The organism is Armatimonadota bacterium (assembly GCA_013359125.1).
Classification (GTDB): domain Bacteria; phylum Armatimonadota; class Fimbriimonadia; order Fimbriimonadales; family GBS-DC; genus JABWCR01.
The window spans coordinates 1-19,374 of sequence record JABWCR010000002.1; the positions used below are offsets into that span (position 1 = coordinate 1).

Consider the following 19,374-nt stretch of genomic DNA (forward strand, 5'->3'; position numbering starts at 1 on the left):
GCTTGGGTTCTGTCCGTATAGCCCGAATCGGTCTCATGCGCAAGGTTTAGCCCCCCTTCTGTATCTTCCCCCCAAAATCTTCGATTTTAGGGGGAAGAGCGATCTAATCCTTCCGCATCTGCGGGCGCGGAGGGTCTACCATCATGCGCGAACGGGAATCTTCGAAAATGTAGCACAAAATTGAGTACGAATCGAACCCTGTACAGGCGAACGGGGCCGGCGTGGACGCCAGCGGTACTTGGGGAGGCCGGCGTGGACGCCGGCGGTACTTGGGGGGGCCGGCAAGCCGGCGGTACTTGGGGGGGCCGGCGGGGACGCCGGCGGTACTTGGGGAGGCCGGCGGGGACGCCGGCGGTACTTTTCGAGACGGAGCCAGGCGGGGACGCCGGCGGTACTTGGGGAGGCCGGCGGGGAGGCCAGGCGGGGACGCCGGCGGTACTTTTCGAGACGGGGCCGGCGGGGACGCCGGCGGTACTTTTCGAGACGGGGCTGGCGGGGACGCCGGCGGTACTTTTCGAGACGGGGCTGGCGGGGACGCCGGCGGTACTTGGGGAGGCCGGCGGGGACGCCGGCGGTACTTTTCGAGACGGGGCCAGGCGGGAGGTTCCAACGGTGCACTTTCGCGCAAAGGGCGCAAAGAGCATAGGACGACCGGCTAACAGGGCGAACGAAATAGCGATGGATAAGGCGCGGTTGGGGATTGTCGGGTCGGGGTTTGTGGCGAGCATTCATGCAGAGAGCATCCGAAAGCACGCGCCAGAGATCGAGATCGTCGCGGTCGCCTCGCCGACCAAGGCCGAGCGGTTTGCAAAAGAGCACAGCATCCCCCATGCCTTTACCGATTATCGCAGTCTGATCGAACTGCCGCAGGTCGAGATCGTGCTCTTGGCTGTGCCCAACGATCTGCATTGCCAGATGGCCGTCGATGCGTTCGCTGCGGGCAAGCACGTCGTATGCGAGAAGCCGCTGGCGCTGAACCTGTCGCAGGCCGATCAGATGATCGAAGCCGGGAAGAATGCGAAGAAACACCTTTTCTATGCCGAGGAACTCCTGTTCGCGCCCAAGTACGTCCGTGCAAAGCAGCTGGCCGATTCGGGGGCGTTGGGGGACGTCTTTTTGGTCAAGCAGTGGGAGGAGCACGATGGCCCGCACGAGCCTTGGTTTTGGGACGTCTCGCGTTCGGGCGGAGGGGTTTTGATGGACATGGGCTGCCATTCGATCGAATATGGCCGGTGGGCGTTGGGGCGGCCAAGGGTCAAATCGGTCAGCGCAACGCTGGGTATTTATGTCCATCGAGAAAAGACTCGGGGCGACGACCATTCGATCGTGGTCATCGAGTATGAGAACGGCGCGGTGTCGGTGGCCGAAAACAGTTGGGCGAAACCGGGCGGCGTGGACGACCGGGTCGAGATTTATGGCTCGAAAGGCAACTTGCGAGCCGATCTGTTGCGAGGCAGTTCGATCTTGACCTTTAGCGAGGTTGGGTACGACTATGCGGTCGAGAAGGCTGGACGGACGCAAGGCTGGACGTTCGCTATCTATGAGGAGGCCTGGAACTACGGTTTTCCTCAGGAGATGAGCCACTTTGCGAGGTGCGTCCGGGGTCTGGAAGAGCCGATCGTTACCGGCGAAGATGGCCGCGAGGTGTTGAAGATCATTGTGGCGGCGTATCAGTCGGCACGAGAGGGCCGACGAATCGAATGGCCTTACGATCCGCCGGCCTTTGAACGGCCCATAGATCTGTGGCTTGGCTAAGGCTACTTGTTGATGCAGTAGCCGACTGCCAACGGACCGCCGACCAGGCTCACCGCGGGCGAGTTGAAGCCTTGCCAACTCCAGAAGTTATTTTGCCAACGCTTTTTGCGCTTTAGGAACCCGCATTTACTGCCGCTCTTGATGAAGCAGCAGGTTTCTGCGAAAACATAGAAGTGTCCGCCGAGGCTGCCCAAGTCTTGATAGGTCGTGTCCCAGGTCGCTCTGGCGCAGCAAGCGGCAAAGGTCGTGCAGCCGCAGGTCGCGCCGGGGACAATCTCTAAAGCCGCTGTGCTTTCGACGCGATTTTTGAGGATGTCTACGTTGCCGCCCGCGCCCGCGCTGATCGAACAGACGAAGGCGAAGGCCACCGCGACCGAGATGCTGGCCGAAACATGGCTATCGGCCCGCAACGTGGCCGAAACGCGCAGGTTCGGCGAACTCTGATAAGCCAAGATCAGGCTTGGCGAGAGATTGGCGTTCAGGTTGATGATGACTTGGATCGGAACGATCCCCACCATGAATTTGTACTTGAACTGTTTTGCCCAGTTCAAGTTGCTGAAGGGAATGGTGTGGGATCCGGCGCCCGATGCTGAGTAGGTTACAGGGCTGAACAGGTTGAAGCCAAGCGCTTTGCCCGTTAACGTCGCATTGATGCCGCTTCCGTTCCATACGGCGTTGCCTTGGATGTCGAGCGCGCTGAACTGTTGGTTCAGCACATAGCCGTCAACCTTGACGGCCGCATTGAGGTTGATTTCGCTGCCGAACGGTCCGCATCTGAATATCCAGTTGAAGGCTCCCCTTGGATCGAAGGCCAAGAGGCTGGGAATTCCGAACATGCGGCTGGGCGTGGCAAACCCGCCTTGCAGACTGCGCGCGCCCGCCATGATGCCCGCGTCATCGTCCCACGGTGTTTCCCACAGGTTCGGGCCGGCGTATTCTCTCGGCTCGCCGCCCGCCAGTGGCAAGGCGCTCAGTTCGGCCTGTTGCTTTTCGAGAATCTCCTGTACAGTGGGCCCTTCAAATCGCTTGACGGGAGGCGCCATTTCGGGTTCGAACGCGCTGCAGATGTCGCCGAAGGCAGTCAGAACGATGGCGAGGTCCACATCGTCCACGATTCGGTCAAAGTTAATGTCGCCGAACAGCCAACCGACGTCGAACTGGTTTTGTCCGAACTGTTCGAGCAAAAGAGCGAGATCGAGGTCGTCAACGATGTTATCGCCGTTTATGTTGCCAAATGGAGAGCAGCAGATCTTGGCGACGAAGATGTCGGTCGAATCGTTCCAGTCGCCTTCCACTAAGTTGACAGCATCGGACTGGAAGGCGACGAAGCCGCCGTTGCGAGAGATGCTGGGCATATCGGACTGGCCTTCGCCCGTGTGGCCTTGGGCGTTTGCCGAGGCCAGGAAGATGTTGCCGGTGTTCCGATCTTTGACAAAGACCTGGATAGAGCCTCCTGCAAAAAGACCGTGCACCCAGTTGTCGGCGTTGGCGGAGAAGGCGACATAGCGCCCGTTGTTGCTGATGGAGGGGTTGCCGCTCTCGCCGGTCGGTACCCTCGTGCCATCAATGTTGACCACAGGGCCGATAGAAGGCTTGGCTCCGAGCTGGTTAATGGAGATCAGCGTCGTTGTGTTAAGCGTTCGATCGCGAACGAAGATATCCTGAATGTTGTCGTTATCGTTGACGGTCAAGTTCGAGGCTTCGCTCTCGAACGCCACATAGCGCCCGTCTCCGCTGATCGATGGGTTGTAACTGTGGAGGTTGGCAATTCCGCCGCCGTTCGTCCGAGAAGCGAGGGTAACGGTGCCGCCGCCGCCGTGCACGTAGACATAGATGTCCGTCATGTTGTTGTTGTCGTCGACCGCTATGGGCGCATCGGAGGCGAATGCAATGGTGTTGCCGTCGTTCGAGGCGCTGGGCGAGAAAGAATCGCCTACTCTGGGAGCAGCCCGAGAGCTGATCATCTCGATGACGTTTGCCGTTCGGTTGAATCGAAAGATGTCGGAGAAAGCGTTCGTATCGCCGGCGGTTAGGTTGCTGGCGGCGGATGCAAAGGCAACGAACTGTGAGTTTCCGCTCATCGACGGGTTGGAGGAGTCGCCGTTGCCTTGTACTCCGCCCGATGTGCGAGAGCACCATTGGACTTGGCCAGAGACGCGATCCTTTATGAAGACGTCAGTGGCATTGTTGGTGTCTCCGAAGGTGGTTAGATTGGTAGCGCTGGACGTAAAAGCGATGTATCGTCCTGCGTCGTCGATCGAAGGCTCGAAAGAGTGGCCGTTGCCGACGACCCCTGCCTGGCTTTTGGATACGAGTTCGAGGCCGAATGGACCACGGATGTAGACATCGGCAAATTGGTTGGTGTCCTCGGGCAGCAGTTGGTCGTAGCTGACAAAGGCCACGACGGCGCCGTCCAGGTTGGCCGATGGCTGGGTGGAACCGACAGTTCCTTGGTTGCGCGGGCGCACCGTAACGGAGAAGGTCTGCGGTCTGCGCTCGTTCGATTCGTCTCGAAGAAAAAGGTCGGCGACGTTATTGGTATCGCCTGCCACAAGGTTGTTGGCAAGGCTGGAGAAGGCCGTATATCGGCCGTCTTCAGAGATGCCAATGAGCTCCTGTCCAGGCATTTGAGAAGAGTCGTTGTTGGCTAGGGCGCCTGCGCTCGAGCGGCTGACGACGCGAGTTGCATCCGGATTCTCGTCGCCCATGAGGTCGGTACGGAAGATGTCGCGCTTGCCGTTGAGGTCGTTTGCGATGAGGTCGCTGGCGGTTGAGGCAAAGGAGACGAACCGACCGTCGCCGCTGATGGTTCCATATTGACTGACATTGTTGCCGGCGACGCCCGAAGTGTTGCCGGAAACAAGGCGAGTCATGTTGGCCAACCGGTCTCGCACGTAGACATCGCTATGGCCGTTGCCGTCGTTCTGACTCATTTGGGCGACGGTGTCAAAGACGATCATGCGGGCATCGCGCGACATGGCGCGCCGGAACATGCGGCAGGGTTGGACTGCATTGGTTCCGACCCACGATTTGGAAACATGGGTCGTCAGAAAGCCCGGAGAACTGAAGTTGCTATCTTCGTCGCTGTCTCGGTCGATGATAAAGACGTCTGCAGACCCGTCGGCCGCCGCAGGATCGAAGTTGTTCGCAAAGGAGACGAAGGCGATGTAGCGGCCGTCGGAGGAGATGCTGGGGTAGGCGCCCATCGTGCCGTCGCCGTTGGGCGCGTCGCCGGGCATTCCAAAGGTGCCCACAGAGACTTTGGAGACGGATACGATCGATCCGTTAGCGATCATCTGGGTGACGAAGACGTCTCGGAAGCCGTCGCCGTCTCCAGGGATCATATTCTCTGCTTCGGTAACGAAAGAGACATAGATGAACTGGTCGGTTACCGCGATGTCGGGCATACGAGACAGACCGTTGGGAACGCCGCCGGTCATGGGTTTGGAGACGGTGAAGGTTTGTGCGGTTTGTCGGTCTCTTAGGAAGACGCCCTCAAACGGCCAGGTGCTGCTGTTGTTGATGTTCGCGGCTTTAGAGGTGAATGCGACGAATCGCCCGTCGGGGCTGATGACGACGCCGCCCTCTCCCGAGGCATCTATGCCAGCGATGCCGCTTGTGCCGACAGAGATCAGTTCGTACTGGTCGGTCTGCCGATCGTAAACATAGACGTCCATGTGGGAGTTTGTGTCGTTCGGTAGGAGATTGTTGGCCATTGTCGCAAAGGCGACGTAACGACCGTCCTCGCTGACGCTTGGGAAGATGCTGTCCTGGTTGGCGATCGGTCGGTTGGCATAAGACAACAGATCGACCGTTCGGCATTGTGAGAAGAGGATTGTCGGAAGCAAGACGGCAAGTGCAACGGATAGCAATTTCATGCGCCCTCCCATGGGCTGTCCTTGTCAGTTTCTTAACTGAATTATAACCTGAAAAATGCTCGATCAACGGATTTGTTCCACGGATTTGCGAATTGAAACGGAATCTGTACTTAAGCGTCGATTCAAGGCAAAGCGGGCGCATGCCGATAGTTGTAACAGGCGCGATGGTTTACGCCTAGCCGGTGCGTGTGCTATTCTTAAGGGGTTGGCGCAAGGAAAGCGCACAAATACTTTCAGGCGGTGAGACTGTGAGAAACTTTATCGGATTGCTATCTTTGACGGCATTAGTCGGTTTGGTCGGATGCGGAGGCGGAGGCGGGACGACGCCGCCCGCTACTACGACGGTTAACTTCAGCATAACATGGCCAGAACGGAGCCGTGCGATAACGGGCTTGTCGTCGGCGCTGTCGGCTCGATTTGTGCTGGCAGGCGCCAAGCCGGACGGCACAGACCTTTCGTTCATCGTCAATCGAGATACGAGCAATTTGGCCGAACACACGGTCGCTTACACGACTCCCGATCAGGCACGAGTGGGCACGTGGAACATGACCGTTACGTTTTTCTCTCAGGCGACCGGCGGCGGCAACGAAGTCGGCACAGCGGCTGCGCAGGCGACGATTGCCTCTGACGGTTCGGGCGTGCCGAACGTCGCCGCGACCGGAAGGATCGCTTCGGTAAGCGTCGTTGCCGACCAGATGATCGATGTGGGCCAGCAGATCAGCCCGCTGGTGTCTTGTCGGGATTCGGGCAACAACGTGGTGGCCGTTAGCGAAGGATCGATTTTTTACAGCGAGGCGGGCGGATTTGACAATGTGGATATCGTTCAAGGACAGGTGCGAGGCACGAACGCCGGCATGACGATGATCAACGCGCGAGTGGACGGAATCACAAGTCCTAACGCGCCATTGCACGTGTTCAGGCCGTTGCCCAACGCCTACTCGCTGACCGATTTGGGCGCGTTCGAAACCGTCTCAGCGGCGCACGATGTCAATTCGTCCGGAGTGGTCGTCGGCGAATCGAACGTCGGTCCGTTTCCGAAGGCCTTTCGTCACGATGGGACGATGACGGATTTGGGCACGCTGGGCGGCGACTTTAGCCGCGCGTTTGGCATCAATGACAATGGAGTTATCACAGGCACAGCAGCGGACGTTGGCATTGAGGCAAAGGCGTTTCGCTACCAGAACAACACGATGACCAATTTGGGCACGCTGGGCGGCACCAACTCGTCTGGGTTCGACATCAACGCCTCGGGGCAGATAGTCGGCGATGCCGAGCGCGCGACCGGATTTCGATTCGCCGCAATGTGGATCAATGGCGCCATAACCGACTTAGACGCTTTGCCCGGCGACACGAAGAGCGAGGCGCGGGCGATCAATGATGGCGGGCAGGTGGTTGGAAGTTCTACGAATCCGGCCAACGTTCAACGCGCCTATTTATGGACTCCCAGCACGCCGAACGGGACGACGGGGACGATGACGAATCTAGGCGCGTTGGGCGGGATCGCCTCCTCTGCGCGCGGCATTAACAATGTCGGACAGGTGGTCGGTCAGGCGCAGAACGCGGACGGCCAGTTTCGCGCCTTTCTCTGGTCAAGCGGAACTATGCACAACCTTGGCGCTTTGGGAACCGGCACGTTTAGCGTCGCCAACAGTCTCAACAGCAAAGGCGAGATCGTCGGTTCTTCCACGACCGTCGGCCCCGATCAACTGCGGGCCTTTGTTGGCAATCGCAAGGTTGGCATTGTGAATCTGAACAATCTGGTCATCAATCTGGGCGGCTGGACGCTTCAACAGGCGACGGCGATCAACGAGAACGGTCAGATTGTGGGCGTCGGCTCTGTGGGCGGCGTTACGAAGGCCTATCTGTTGACGCCAGTGCCGTAGGATTGGGACGGGAGGCGCGTATAGCGCCTCCCATTGTTTTTAGACAGGTTTGGTCGCCCGCACGAAGGCGCTAACGATCTTGCCGTCGATCTGGGCGGCTTCCTCTGGCGAGAGTTTGGACTGGATCAGCTCTTCCAAGCCGCACGACCCTGCATCTTCGATCGTGTACCGTTTGACAGGCACGATCTCGACATTGGCAAAGCCGACTTTCTCAAGCAGCTGCTTGAAGGTTGGGATGGGGAGAGCCCCGGCAACGCAGCCGATGTAGGCCAATAGGTCTTGGCTGACTGCTTGGGGAAGTTCGCCGTCCAACACGATGTCGGACACGGCGAAGCGACCGCCGGGCTTGAGCACGCGGAAGGCCTCTCGAAGCGCCAGTTCCTTGTCGACCGACAGGTTGATCACGCAGTTAGAGATCACCACGTCGACTGTGTCGTCGCGCAGAGGAACTTCCTCGATGCGTCCCTTGAGGAACTTCACATTGTCAAGGCCGGCCTCTTGTCGATTTCGCTCGGCCAGTTCCAGCATCTCGTCGGTCATGTCGAGGCCGTAAGCATAGCCGGTCGGGCCGACTCGCTTGGCCGATAGAAGCACGTCTATGCCGCCGCCACTGCCCAGGTCGAGCACGGTCTCGCCGGGCTTCAGTTCGGCCAGGGCGGTCGGGTTGCCACAACCCAGCGAGGCCAAGGCCGCGCCTACGGGCAGTTCGCCGCGCTGTGCTTCGTCATAGAGCGCGATGTCGGACACGGTCTCGCCCGTGCCGCAACAGGCGCGCCCGCCTTCGGCGGCGCGTTTTGCCTGGGCGCCGTACTCTTTTTGGATCGCTTCTACCAACTGGTCTGCATTCACTTGCATTCTCCTTCGTTGCATTCAACGAGTTTAAGGGCTGCCGACAGCTCGGCTATCGCGTCTCGGTTTAAGCAGTAGATTGATCGGCGTCCCTCTTTGCGGACGGTAACCAGGCCAGCGTTCTTCAGTTCCTTAAGGTGAAAGCTGACCTTGGACGGGATCTGCTCGGTTCCATACAGGAAGCAACAGATGTCGGTAACCGATGTCCCGTCCTCGATTTCAAGGTCGCAACATCCCAGGCAGCCAATGATCTTGAGGCGCGTCGGATCGCCTAAGGCTTTGAACCGTTCGGCCAGTCTGTTTTCGTCCATGGGGCTATTATACCACACAATTCGAGAATTGTCGAAATGTCAAGCCTCCGACAGGATTGGAGGATGTGTAGGTCGAAATTGGCGAAATGATTGTCAAGCGTCAACCGGGCAGCGCCGAGCCCAGACAAGTCCGAATTGCTTTTGGAGACGATCCAAAGACAAAGATGAGCATTGTCTGGCAGACCGTAGACGATACGGAAACGCATCTCGTGCTGTATGGGACGACGCGGCGCTTGGGCAATCGGGCGTTTGGTCGCCGGGTGCGGTACGCGCAGGAGACGGGCGTTATCCATGAAGTTCGGCTGATCGGCTTGAAGCCCGGAACGACCTACTACTATCAGGTTGGCGATCGGATCGGCGGAATGAGCCAGACGTTCTCTTTTCGCACAGCGCCGGATCGGACGGATCGGTTTACTTTTACGGCGTTTGGCGACCATGGAATCAAGGCGGAATCTCGACGCAATGTAGAGAACGTGATTCGAGAGGCGCCTGCGTTTCATCTGATGTTGGGCGATCTATCGTATGCGAACGGCAATCAGCCGATATGGGATCGCTATTACGAGATGCTTGAGCCGATGGCGGCCAACATCCCAGTGATGGTCGCTTTGGGCAATCATGAGAACGAGCGCATCGGCGAGGAGCGGATCGGCTATGTCGCCAGTTTGGCGCGTTTGGCCATGCCGGGAGACGAGACGCGGTATGCGTTCGACTATGGGACGGCGCGATTTGTGGCGTTCAATTCGGACGATTATCGCAACGAGGAGCAGCTAAAGTGGTTGGACGAGACGTTGGATAGGGCAAAGCGCGATCGGAGAGTCCGTTGGATCATTGTGTTCGATCATCATCCGCCGTATGGATCGACAGAGCGGCGAGGCAACAACGCCGGTTTGATCGAGCGGGTCGTGCCGTTGATCGACAAGCATCGAGTCGACCTGTTCTTAAGCGGGCACGATCATGTTTACGAACGAATGTACCCGCTAAGAGGGGGCGAGATAACGCAGAAGGGTCCGGAGCGGTTTCGGTCCGGGAATGGCACGGTCTACGTTATTCAGGGCGGCGGCGGACAATCGCTTTACAACTTTGTGCCCGAACAGCCGGCCGTTTCCGCAGTTCGCCACAGGGGATACGGCTATCTAAGGTGCGAGGTAACGCCGAGCCGGATCAGTGTGGAAGCGAAAGGACTGGCGGGCGAGCCGATCGACCGGTTCTTCATCGATCGTTAGCGGGGTATTCTACATTCTATGGCACGAGAGATTGCAACGTTTGCGGCGGGTTGTTTTTGGGGAGTCGAGCACGCTTTCCGACAGATCGAGGGCGTGGTCGATGCGGCGTGCGGCTATACGGGCGGGCATACGGACAATCCAAGCTACAGAGAGGTTTGTAGCGGCGCCACCGGACATGCCGAGGCTGTAAAAGTCGAGTTTGATCCAGAAGTTGTGAGCTATGACGATCTTCTGAACGCTTTTTGGCAGATTCACGATCCGACGCAAGTCAACAGGCAAGGCGCAGACGTCGGCACGCAGTATCGAAGCGCGATTTTCTATCACAGCGATCAGCAGAGAGGATTGGCGGAAGCGTCGAAAGAACGCTGGGCAGAGAAGTTCTCTCGCCCGATCGTTACGCAAATTGTGGAAGCGAGCGAGTTTTGGCCCGCCGAAGAGTATCACCAGCGCTATTTTGAGAAAAACGGCGTTACGGGCTGCCACGTTCAACTGTGAATTCCGAGATCGAGCAACGGATCGCCTCGCTACAGGCGATTGCGGACGATGTTAAGATGGAGTTTGGCGACTTGTCGGACCAGCAGCTGAATTGGAAGCGCGACCCAGAGGCCTGGTCGATCAATCAATGTTTCAATCACTTGAACAAGGTCTCGGCGCTGGTTTGTCCCATGTTAAGCGAAGCGGCGGAGACGGGGCGTCGAGAGGGCAAGCTGAGCGACAAGCCAACGAAACTGGGCTTCAGCGACTGGCTATTCGCTCGCATTACCAGCCCCAAGCCAATCTTCAAGGTCTCCGTGCCCAAACTCTATATACCGGACGAAGGCGAACTGCCCAATCAGGTTGAGAGGTTCCTACAGCTTCAGACATTGATCGTCGAGACGGCGAAAGGAGCGGACGGCGTTGATTTGAACAGGATCAACTGTCCATCGCCTGTGTCCAAACTTGTCAAGATTAAATTGGGCGCCTGGTTTCTTTCGATCATTGGGCACGAGCAGTATCACATCCAGCAGGCCAGGGAGATTCTCAAGTTGTCCGACTTCCCGAGCGCTTAGGGCTTTCGTGCAACGTAGAAGACTCGGTCCGATCGTTTGTTCGGTCGTCTGAGCGAGTAGGCGTCGTAACTGGCGATCTCGTGGAAACCAGCGTCGTTTAGGAATCGGTTGATTTCATCGTCAGAGTAGGCGCGCTGGATGTGGGTTTCCTCAAAGTCGACGTCCTCGTTTCGCTCGTTCTTCACGGTGAATTTCATCTGAATACGGCAAAGGCGCGTTTTACGGTCGTAGGCGCTTCTCCAGTCGTATCGGACCTTGGCCTCCTTGCGGCGATATCGCTGGTCGAACATCTTTCGCGCAAAGGCCAGTTCTGTGTTCAGGTCAAAGATAAAGAGACCGTTGCTCGAGAGGTGTTGGGCGACTCTTGCAAAGCATTGTGCCATGCGGTCCGGCTCAGTGATGTTGTTCAGGCTATCGAACACGCTGAATACCAGGTCGAACTTAGCGTCGAGGCACAGTTCGGCAGCGTCTTGAGCATAGTAGTCGATCGCCAGCCCGCCGGCTCTGGCTTTGTTCTTGGCGATCTCGATCATCTCAGAGGAGATGTCCACGCCCGTAACATCGTATTCGTTAAGGCAGAAATACTCGGTCAGATTCCCGGTGCCACAACCAAGCTCCAGCACTCGTTCGGGCGCTGCGTCGTGGCAATCGAGCAGGGTAACCAGGTAGGTATACCACCACAGGTAGGGAATGCCGTCCATCAGTTGGTCGTAGTAGGGCGCGATGGCTTTAAAGGGCGCGTCGTCCATTATTCTGACGTTTCGAGGGTTTTCAGTTCTGCGATCAGGTCTGGGAGCTGGTCGGCGTTCTCTTCTTGACAGATGAGAGAGATCGGGCCGGCGTAGCCGCGTTCGCGCAGTCGCCGCGCCGTTTCGATAGTATCGCGAGATTCAAGGCCAAGGCGCACGTGGAACAGGCGTTCGAAGCTTCGGTCCCAGTCGATCGCATCGGCAAAGGCGATGCCGAGGAGCTGGGGGTTGGCCGGATCGATAAGGCTCAGGAGTTCGTCGCAGTTGGACGGATCGACCTCTATGGCGATTCTTACGCCAGTCGCTTTGGACGCGGCATAGAGCGATCGCAGGCACTCTTTGTAATCAACAAGCGAAATCTGGCTCCCAGGACCTACGATGCGCGCTACAGAGAAGGGCGCCAGGCTGTAAATCTCAATTCTTCGAGCAGCGTCGTTTGCGCGCTGGGTGCGAATGGCTTCGTCGGCGATGTCGAAATCCTGAGTTACTTCCATCGCGCTCATGTGCAGTTCGTTGCGGAAGAGCGCCATGCGAAGCGCCTCGATTTCATCGTGAGACGATGTTCGGAGGTAGGCGTCGCTCATTTCGAGGCCTTGCGCGCCGATCTCTCGCAAATGTTCGACGAGGCGATCAAGGTTGAATTCTCCTCGGTGGATGCGATTGCCAAAGCAGTGGGCGGAGGTCAGGATTTCGCTGCGCAGTATTCTCGGCGTCGCGGGCTCGGTTACCGACTTAAAGGCGTTTTCGAGCCGTTCGGCGAAGCCTCCAAAGCCTGCCCGCGCGAGAGAACGGAAGCCTTGGGTCAGGAACTGGCGCCTGCTGGTCGGATCGTGCTTAGAACTCATTCAGGTCAGTCGATAGATTCTTGATAGGATTTCCAGTAGGTTAGCACACGCGCGCCTTGGCCCGGTTCGGTCTCGATGTCTAGAACGCCGCCGGACTGAAGCAGGATGCCTTCGCAGGTGGAGAGACCCAGCCCTGTGCCAATGCCCGGTTCTTTGGTGGTGAAAAACGGCTCGGTCGCGCGGCGCAGGTTGTCTTGCGACATGCCAGGGCCATTGTCGCTAAAGGTCAAGAGCGCATACGAGCCGGGCCTCAGTTCGTGAAACCCTATCAGCGTGGTCGATGCTACTTCGAACGGCTTGGTCTCAATGGTTACTCGTCCGCCATTGGGCATAGCGTCGCGGGAATTAGAGGCGAGGTTGAGCAGCACCTGTTGAATTTGCGATTCGTCGGCTCGGATGTTCTGTAAGGACGGGTGCAGGTTGGTATCCAGTTCGATATTCTTTCCCAGCGCGCCTCGAAGGAGCGGCTCGGCTCGTCGAATAGTCTCGTTGAGGTCGATCGATTCGTAGCGAATGGGTTGACGCCTAGCATAGGCGAGCATCTGCTTGATCAAGGCTGTCGCACGGTCGGAAGCGGTGAGAACGTTTTCGAGATAGGCGCGCGCGTCGGCCTCCTTGGGCAGTTTTTCGAGCGCCATTTCGACATATCCGATCACTGCGGTGAGGAGGTTGTTGAAGTCGTGTGCGACTCCGCCCGCCAATCGACCCAGGCTTTCCAATCGCTGAATGTCGGCGGTGCGGGATTGCAATAGAGTCTGTTCGGTTACATCCTCGGCAATGCCCGCCCGCCGGTATTGTTTTCCGTCGGCGTCAAATACAGGCGCGCTTCGGGCCGAAATCCAGCGGATATCGCCGTCCGGTCTCCGAATGCGGTACCGAGCCGAAGTGGGCACGCCCTCTCCGTGTTTCTTTCTGACTTGATCCAGGTAGCGGCGATCTTCAGGCAGGATTGCATCGATGAACGAGTCGGGTTCTTTATACAGGCTTTCTCTCGATCGGCCCCAAATCTTCTCGTAGGCCCGGTTGATGAAGAGCACCTCGTTCGTCTCAAAGTCTCGCAGCCACACCATGATAGGGAGGTTCTCGGCGATTTCAAGCATGATCTCTGCGGCTATTCGGCCAGGGTCTTTGGGCAGGAAGACTCGCGCGACCTTGATCTCGTCGTTCTCAAAGACGATTGAACGCTGCTGATCGTGCGGGACGTTTATGCTTCGATAGGCGGCGTTGGCATAGAGTTCCTCGCCGTTGGAAGCAAGAATGAGTATTGGGCTATCGTTGGCGTCGGCCAAGGCTACAAGCGGGGCATACCGGTCTAACATAGAGGAGAAGGGCGAGTCGGCTGTCGCCATCATAGCCATTATACCTATGCAAGGAGCGACCATGCGAGCGTCGAAATTGAACTGAGATGCGGATTCTGATCACCAACGACGACGGCATTCAATCGCCGGGTATTTTTTGCTTGCAGCAGGCTCTTCGGCAGGTCGGCGAGGTTACGGTCGTGGCTCCAGACAGACCCCGGAGCGCTAGCGGTCATTCGATAACGCTTCACAAACCGTTGAGGGCGACTCGATACCAGTTTAGCGACGGCAGCTGGGGCTATGCGACCAATGGCACGCCGACCGATTGCGTTACGCTCGGATTGGACGTTCTGTGTCGCGAAGGCGTGGATTTAGTCGTGTCGGGCATCAACGATGGGGCGAACTTGGGGTGGGACTTGACTTATTCGGGAACGGTGTCGGCAGCGATCGAAGGCGCCGTTCATGGCAAGCGGTCGTTTGCGATTTCGCTGGCGTACGAGGAGGAGGGGGAGGAGCTTCGGTACGAGACAGCGGCCGCCGCCGCCGTTCGCGTCGCCGAGCTCTTGAGAGAGCATCCGTTGCCGCCGCATTCCTTCTTGAACGTCAACGCGCCGAATCTGCCGCTTAGCGAGGTGCGCGGGTATAGCGTTGTCGCACAGGGTCGGCGTCAATACTCGGATCGTATCGAGGAGCGCACAGATCCGCGCGGCAGTCCTTACTATTGGATGCAGGGGAACGTGATCGAAGACTACGACCAGCCGGGCACGGATGTTCATGCGGTCAGGCATGGGTATGTGGCGATCACCCCGGCGCATCTCGATCTGACGTTCTACGAACTGATCGAGCCGATCTCTGAGCGATTGAAGCAGCCATAACGTGGCCATTGGAAGCACAAAAGCCGACAATAGACTATAGCCATGTCGGAAAGTCAGATCAAGTGGCAGCGGTTGGGCGTCTGCGCGTTCAACGACAAGTCGATCTATTTGGCCGAGATCGTTGAATCTTGGGGCGTTCCCGCTCATGTCTTTATACCGGAGCAGTTGACCGCTCAGCTGAGGAATCTGGACTTGCTGATTACGGCGGGTTATAGGGCATTGGCCGATTTCGAGCGCGCGGCGATTGCGGAGTTTATGAGGCGAGGGGGTTACTGGATTTCGGTCGGGTCGGCATGCGGCTGCGAGGGCCTGTTCGGAGTGGAGGGCAGCGGTTCTGGGTTGGGGGACGGCTATGTCTCGGCGGGCGCCTTTGGCGACTCCGCGTTGAAGTTCTTTGGCGGCGAGGCGGTGCGTGCGACCGATGCAACCGAATTAGCGACCGTGCTGGATCGTCATCAGTCGGCGACGGGCGTCTCTGGGATTACGTTTCGAGAATGGGACAAGGGCGGGGCGGTTCTCTTTGCAGTCGATGTGTGCCGGAGCGTTCAGCGCATTCAGCAAGGCGCCTGGACGATCGAGGACGGGACAAATCCTGGCGATGGCTCGGCGAATGTCGAGGACGGCGTGGTGCGAATGGACGATGGCATCGTGCTCGATTGGGTTTTTGATCGGGATGGCGGCGATCCCCCTATGTTCGGCTTGCCAGTAGCGGATTTGTGGAAGGACGCGCTTCTAAAGGCTGTGCTCCATGTGGTTGACAAGCGCGGCGGCGCGTTGCCTATGATATGGCGGTATCCAAGGAATCTGGATGCTGTCGGATCGCTCTCGCTGGATTGCCAGGGCGAAGGGCCAGAGGCGGTTTTGCTTTGTCTGCATCTATTAAGTTTGGTGGGGGCACGGGCTTCGTGGTGCATTGCTCCGCCGGGGATGTCGCTAAACATCTACCGCGATCTGATTCGGCGCGATCACGACGTATCTTTGCTGTACGATTTAGACCATCCGGGAGGCATCGGCGAGCCCGGGCTGCACGTGCAGCGCGAGCACTTGCGGCGGTCGGCGGGGCAGCCCGAACTGTTGGGAGCGCGCACGGTCGGCCTGCGCTCTCTCGGTCATCTGGATCAGACGGCGCTGTTCGATAAGATGCGATTTAGATTGGATTTGGGAAGGGGCGGCTACTATGGAGGGACTTCGGGCTTCGCTTTCGGGTCATGTCGGCTGTCGCGGTCGACAACTCGCAACGGTCGAATGACGAAGGTTTATGCTTTGCCCTTGACCGCCTCTAACATTGGCGATAGCGTGCCGTTCTCCATCGCATACAGGACGATCGATGCTTGTTTGGAGCACGAAGGCATTGCGCACATTTCGGCGCGTCCCTCCATCTGCGCTCATTCGAAGAGCGCCGAAGAGATTCGCCGAATTGTCAATCACGGGCGATTGAAGGGGATGGAGTGGATGACTCCGGCGGATTTGTTGCGTTGGGAAGAGGCACGGAGAGGGATCGAGTTCGGGTTAGAAAAGTCGGAACTGACGGTCGGCTCAGAAGTCGAGGCGGACGATGTTGCGGTCATGATCTTTGCGCCAACGCCGGTGCAGGGGCAAATGGGACACCGAACGCTAACGGCCCAGCAACAGAAACGGTTTGGACGAGAATTTTCGGTCTTTCAGTTCGATCTAAAGGCGGGTCAACCGTTGCGGATATCGCTGCAATCCGTTGCGGCGAGTCAGTCTGCGGCCTGATTTTGAAGCTCGAGGACGCGCTTGAGACGCTCGTCTTTGCGTTCAGGCTCTACGGTCGCGAGTCTCTGTAACGTCTCGATGTGGGCTGCCAAGATCTCTCGATCTCTCTCTGGGCTGTTGCCGGGCACAACCTGCCGAATGGGGTGCGTGGTCGTTCGGTATCGCTCGAAAGTAGCCAAGGCTTTTTCAAGTCGAGCCTTGGCTTGGTCAGGGTCGGCTTTGGCCAATTCCAAATTGGCGAAGGCGTAGGCGGTTTCGACAATCTCGGGCGTGGCGAGGATTTGAGCGTAGGGAGAGTTCTCGATCTCGGCGATGCGCCGATAGTAGGTCGGGTCGCTCTTTGCGAGTTTAAGCATCGCTGGCAGGTTGCGGGGATCGTATTCGAGCGCTTTCTTCCAAGCCTCTTCGGCGGGCTTTCCCATGCGTTCATAGAGGTTGCCCAGACGGTACCACGCTTTGGTGGAGGGTTCGATTTGGATGGCGGACTTCAGCGCTCGTTCGGCGTCTTCGTAGCGGCCTATTGCGCCGAGGGCAGTGGCGTACAGCAGAAGGCTCGAAGGCGAGGATTCGGTCGCGTTGAAACTCCCTTCGAGCGCGTTAACGGATGCGTAGGGATCGACTCGCATCCAGCGTTCGGCCTCGCGAGTCATGCGTTCGGCGTAAGAGGCCTGCAGGAGCCAGACGGCCGAGCCTAGGAGCAACAAAGTTGGGGCCGCTATGCGCGGCAACAACGGGGCGGGCACAGGCACAACGCCATCGATCGCAATGGATAGGCCCAGACCCAAGAGTGCGGCCAAAGTGATCAGGTTGGCGGGCGCGGCGATATCGGAATCGATAAAATTGCGCATAAACGCAGCAAGGACGGCGCAGAAGACCGCAATACGGAGCGGTCTGAGATCGTTATCGGCTGTGGGCGAGGTCTCCGATCTGGCAACTCTCGCGAGCCAAACAAGGGCTGCGATCAGAAGCAGCGCCAAAGCCGGAACTCCAGATTCGGTCGCGATGTCGAGGTAGCTATTGTGAGCTAGTTTGGTGAATCCGGTCTCGGCATATCGCGGGTAAACATGTTCGAACGAAGCCAGGCCGAAGCCCGTGAGGGGCGCGGCTTGCGCCATGCGGATCGCGCCCTTCCACGTAGAGAGTCGAAAAGCGCCGGAGTGAGATTCTTGAGCGATCGTTTGTCCGGTGGCTCGTTGAACGGCCTGTCCAGAAGTGAGCACAATCGGTACCGCCAGCATAACTGTAAACGCGAAGGTGAGAACAGCGCGGCGGTTGAGGAACTTGAAGCTCCACGCCAGCAGAACCAGCAGCGCAAGGGAAGCGATCCAGAGACCTAGGCGCGATTGGGTATAGAGCAGGGACGCGAATTGCAGCGCCAAGGCGACCGCCAGGCCTCCCAACGCCACAGGATGGATGGTCTTTCGAGACCAGTGGAGGATTAGGCCGGCGGTCAGAGGAATAGTCATGCAGAGATACCCGGCCAGGAAGTCGGGGTTGAAGAAACTCCCGAACGAGCGCCAGTCCGGTTGGCCCGTCGCTTTGCGGACGATCTGGTCGGAGACGACATAGAGCGATTCGTACGTGCCTGCGCCTACAATGGCCAAGGCGACCATGATCGCCATCCTTCCACGGCCAGAGATCATGGTTACGGTCATCAGCGCTATGGTCGCAACGACCCAGACGGCAAATCGCAGCGAGCCGGACGCAAAGTAACTTGAAAAGAGAGACGTTGCTCCGAGCCAAAAGAGAGCGGCGGCCCACGTCAGGATGAAGCCTTTAATCGGGAGCCGGGCGACCGGCGCGCTCGCCCATGCAACTAGCCAGGCGCCCAGCGCGAGCATTGCGAGAATCGCGAGTCCGAGAATCGGCAGATCGCCCGACCAGAGCAACGTCAAAAGGCTTGAATCCTCGCTGAACGGTCGGCTGATATTGAAGAGCTGTCCGCCTAGTTTGGGCGCGAAAAAGATCGCGACGCAAAGAAGGACAGCGGCGAGAAGGGGGCCTTGCTTAGAGATGCGATCGTTCGAAGGCATAGTCAAAGAAGCGTTGGAACAGGGGATTCCAGTCGCAGTAGACGGTTGGGAGGTCAGAGCGGTCGATCCACTTTCGGTCGGTCGATTCAGACGACGGAGGAAGATCGACAAGCGTCAGACAGCGAGCGAGAAACGTCGGCATCGCGACGTTGGGCAATGCGAACGCGCCGAGGCGGCGAACTATCTCAATGATCGCGCCGGTTTCTTCGTATGCCTCTCGCTTTGCGGTCTGTTCGGGCGTCTCGCCGGGTTCTATCTTGCCGCTCGGGCAGCACCAGCCCCTGTTTGGGATGTTGGCCAGCAATAGCCTGTCTTGATCGATGATCGCCGCCAAAGCGTGCGTAGGGGTTGATGAGAGCTCGAATTCGAATCGGAGCGGCTGGCCTTCCCAAGTCGCTTCGTTCATTGTTGGGGGCGCGGCCTTGGATAGGGCGTTTTGCCGAGAATCTCTCGAAGCGGGAGAGCGCCGAAACTACGGCTGTCCTCCGAGTTGAAACGATTGTCGCCCGTAACCCAGACATGGCCTTGCGGCACCTCGAAGCCGTGCGCCATATAGTGCGGCAATGCTTCTATAGGCACGATCTCGCCTGGGAGCGCGGCAATGCGCTTCAGCAAGAGTTCGCCGTCGTGCTTGATCATCACCACGTCGTCTCTGCGCAAGGGGCCATACATCCAGTAGGCGTGGGTGATGATGAGCATCTCCTTGTTCCGATAGGTCGGCTCCATTGAGTGCCCATTGACGACGACGATCCGATAGTTGATGGAGAAGAAGACCGCCAGCGTCAGAAAGAGCAGAAACAACAGCGCAGCGCGTCGTGGAAAGGGCTTGGCGGCCATCATCGCGTCGGCTTCCATCAATTTTATTCTACCTTTCATAGGCGGCTGGTAG

General features: G+C 58.2%; 16 protein-coding genes. 7 read left to right on the top strand and 9 right to left on the bottom strand.

Going from position 1 to position 19,374, the window contains the following annotated elements; all coding sequences use genetic code 11:
- The first annotated feature begins 678 nt into the window (after positions 1 to 678).
- Entirely contained in the window at positions 679 to 1,755 is a 1,077-nt protein-coding gene (locus HUU60_01365) for a Gfo/Idh/MocA family oxidoreductase (protein NUL81354.1), read from the top strand.
- 2 nt (positions 1,756 to 1,757) lie between these two features.
- On the opposite strand, the gene HUU60_01370 is transcribed toward HUU60_01365, so the two are convergent.
- Complete coding sequence (locus tag HUU60_01370; GenBank protein ID NUL81355.1) at positions 1,758 to 5,633, bottom strand: PD40 domain-containing protein; 3,876 nt, start codon at positions 5,631 to 5,633, stop codon at positions 1,758 to 1,760.
- 248 nt (positions 5,634 to 5,881) lie between these two features.
- On the opposite strand from HUU60_01370, the gene HUU60_01375 reads away from it, so the two are divergent.
- Positions 5,882 to 7,516: a DUF3466 family protein gene (locus tag HUU60_01375; protein NUL81356.1), complete on the top strand. Its 1,635-nt coding sequence runs from the start codon at positions 5,882 to 5,884 to the stop codon at positions 7,514 to 7,516.
- 39 nt (positions 7,517 to 7,555) lie between these two features.
- On the opposite strand, the gene arsM is transcribed toward HUU60_01375, so the two are convergent.
- Positions 7,556 to 8,371, bottom strand: coding sequence for an arsenite methyltransferase (arsM, locus tag HUU60_01380; GenBank protein ID NUL81357.1), 816 nt, complete (start codon positions 8,369 to 8,371; stop codon positions 7,556 to 7,558).
- Entirely contained in the window at positions 8,362 to 8,676 is a 315-nt protein-coding gene (locus HUU60_01385; protein NUL81358.1) for a helix-turn-helix transcriptional regulator, read from the bottom strand. The genes arsM and HUU60_01385 overlap by 10 nt, the downstream gene beginning before the upstream one ends.
- Before the next feature lie 86 nt (positions 8,677 to 8,762).
- Between HUU60_01385 and HUU60_01390 the strand changes: the two genes are divergently transcribed.
- Genes HUU60_01390 through HUU60_01400 form a run of 3 tightly spaced genes read left to right on the top strand, consistent with a single transcriptional unit; the run spans position 8,763 to position 10,948 of the window.
- Complete coding sequence (locus tag HUU60_01390; protein NUL81359.1) at positions 8,763 to 9,899, top strand: purple acid phosphatase; 1,137 nt, start codon at positions 8,763 to 8,765, stop codon at positions 9,897 to 9,899.
- Positions 9,900 to 9,917: 18 nt separating this feature from the next.
- Complete coding sequence (gene msrA / locus HUU60_01395; protein NUL81360.1) at positions 9,918 to 10,394, top strand: peptide-methionine (S)-S-oxide reductase MsrA; 477 nt, start codon at positions 9,918 to 9,920, stop codon at positions 10,392 to 10,394.
- Positions 10,391 to 10,948, top strand: a complete 558-nt coding sequence (locus tag HUU60_01400) for a DinB family protein (protein ID NUL81361.1) — start codon at positions 10,391 to 10,393, stop codon at positions 10,946 to 10,948. The genes msrA and HUU60_01400 overlap by 4 nt, the downstream gene beginning before the upstream one ends.
- Here the strand turns inward: HUU60_01400 and HUU60_01405 are convergent.
- Genes HUU60_01405 through HUU60_01415 form a run of 3 tightly spaced genes read right to left on the bottom strand, consistent with a single transcriptional unit; the run spans position 10,945 to position 13,894 of the window.
- Positions 10,945 to 11,697: a class I SAM-dependent methyltransferase gene (locus tag HUU60_01405; GenBank protein NUL81362.1), complete on the bottom strand. Its 753-nt coding sequence runs from the start codon at positions 11,695 to 11,697 to the stop codon at positions 10,945 to 10,947. The two genes, HUU60_01400 and HUU60_01405, sit on opposite strands and share 4 nt — an antisense overlap.
- A complete protein-coding gene (locus HUU60_01410; protein ID NUL81363.1) occupies positions 11,697 to 12,542 on the bottom strand; it encodes a hypothetical protein in 846 nt (281 codons plus the stop codon). The genes HUU60_01405 and HUU60_01410 overlap by 1 nt, the downstream gene beginning before the upstream one ends.
- Positions 12,543 to 12,547: 5 nt before the next feature.
- Complete coding sequence (locus HUU60_01415) at positions 12,548 to 13,894, bottom strand: PAS domain-containing protein (protein NUL81364.1); 1,347 nt, start codon at positions 13,892 to 13,894, stop codon at positions 12,548 to 12,550.
- 53 nt (positions 13,895 to 13,947) lie between these two features.
- On the opposite strand from HUU60_01415, the gene surE reads away from it, so the two are divergent.
- Together surE and HUU60_01425 are read left to right on the top strand one after the other, a co-directional pair.
- Positions 13,948 to 14,715: a 5'/3'-nucleotidase SurE gene (gene surE, locus HUU60_01420; protein ID NUL81365.1), complete on the top strand. Its 768-nt coding sequence runs from the start codon at positions 13,948 to 13,950 to the stop codon at positions 14,713 to 14,715.
- A gap of 42 nt (positions 14,716 to 14,757) precedes the next feature.
- On the top strand, positions 14,758 to 16,452 hold the full coding sequence (locus HUU60_01425) for a hypothetical protein (GenBank protein NUL81366.1): 1,695 nt from the start codon (positions 14,758 to 14,760) through the stop codon (positions 16,450 to 16,452).
- Here HUU60_01425 and HUU60_01430 read toward each other — a convergent pair.
- From HUU60_01430 to HUU60_01440, 3 genes are all read right to left on the bottom strand, one after another.
- Positions 16,437 to 18,347, bottom strand: coding sequence for an O-antigen ligase family protein (locus HUU60_01430; GenBank protein ID NUL81367.1), 1,911 nt, complete (start codon positions 18,345 to 18,347; stop codon positions 16,437 to 16,439). The genes HUU60_01425 and HUU60_01430 overlap by 16 nt on opposite strands.
- Positions 18,348 to 18,459: 112 nt before the next feature.
- A complete protein-coding gene (locus tag HUU60_01435; GenBank protein ID NUL81368.1) occupies positions 18,460 to 18,891 on the bottom strand; it encodes an NUDIX hydrolase in 432 nt (143 codons plus the stop codon).
- A complete protein-coding gene (locus HUU60_01440; protein ID NUL81369.1) occupies positions 18,888 to 19,361 on the bottom strand; it encodes a hypothetical protein in 474 nt (157 codons plus the stop codon). Before HUU60_01440 ends, HUU60_01435 begins: the two co-directional genes overlap by 4 nt.
- Between the last annotated feature and the right edge of the window lie 13 nt (positions 19,362 to 19,374).

What these genes read in the sequence shown, in the direction of transcription:
- msrA (NUL81360.1), top strand. Translation starts at nt 9,918, where the DNA reads ATGGCACGAGAGATTGCAACGTTTGCGGCGGGTTGTTTTTGGGGAGTC.
- surE (NUL81365.1), top strand. Translation starts at nt 13,948, where the DNA reads ATGCGGATTCTGATCACCAACGACGACGGCATTCAATCGCCGGGTATT.
- HUU60_01435 (NUL81368.1), bottom strand. Translation starts at nt 18,891, where the DNA reads ATGAACGAAGCGACTTGGGAAGGCCAGCCGCTCCGATTCGAATTCGAG.
- HUU60_01410 (NUL81363.1), bottom strand. Translation starts at nt 12,542, where the DNA reads ATGAGTTCTAAGCACGATCCGACCAGCAGGCGCCAGTTCCTGACCCAA.
- HUU60_01415 (NUL81364.1), bottom strand. Translation starts at nt 13,894, where the DNA reads ATGATGGCGACAGCCGACTCGCCCTTCTCCTCTATGTTAGACCGGTAT.
- arsM (NUL81357.1), bottom strand. Translation starts at nt 8,371, where the DNA reads ATGCAAGTGAATGCAGACCAGTTGGTAGAAGCGATCCAAAAAGAGTAC.
- HUU60_01405 (NUL81362.1), bottom strand. Translation starts at nt 11,697, where the DNA reads ATGGACGACGCGCCCTTTAAAGCCATCGCGCCCTACTACGACCAACTG.
- HUU60_01385 (NUL81358.1), bottom strand. Translation starts at nt 8,676, where the DNA reads ATGGACGAAAACAGACTGGCCGAACGGTTCAAAGCCTTAGGCGATCCG.
- HUU60_01370 (NUL81355.1), bottom strand. Translation starts at nt 5,633, where the DNA reads ATGAAATTGCTATCCGTTGCACTTGCCGTCTTGCTTCCGACAATCCTC.
- HUU60_01365 (NUL81354.1), top strand. Translation starts at nt 679, where the DNA reads ATGGATAAGGCGCGGTTGGGGATTGTCGGGTCGGGGTTTGTGGCGAGC.
- HUU60_01440 (NUL81369.1), bottom strand. Translation starts at nt 19,361, where the DNA reads ATGAAAGGTAGAATAAAATTGATGGAAGCCGACGCGATGATGGCCGCC.
- HUU60_01390 (NUL81359.1), top strand. Translation starts at nt 8,763, where the DNA reads ATGATTGTCAAGCGTCAACCGGGCAGCGCCGAGCCCAGACAAGTCCGA.
- HUU60_01425 (NUL81366.1), top strand. Translation starts at nt 14,758, where the DNA reads ATGTCGGAAAGTCAGATCAAGTGGCAGCGGTTGGGCGTCTGCGCGTTC.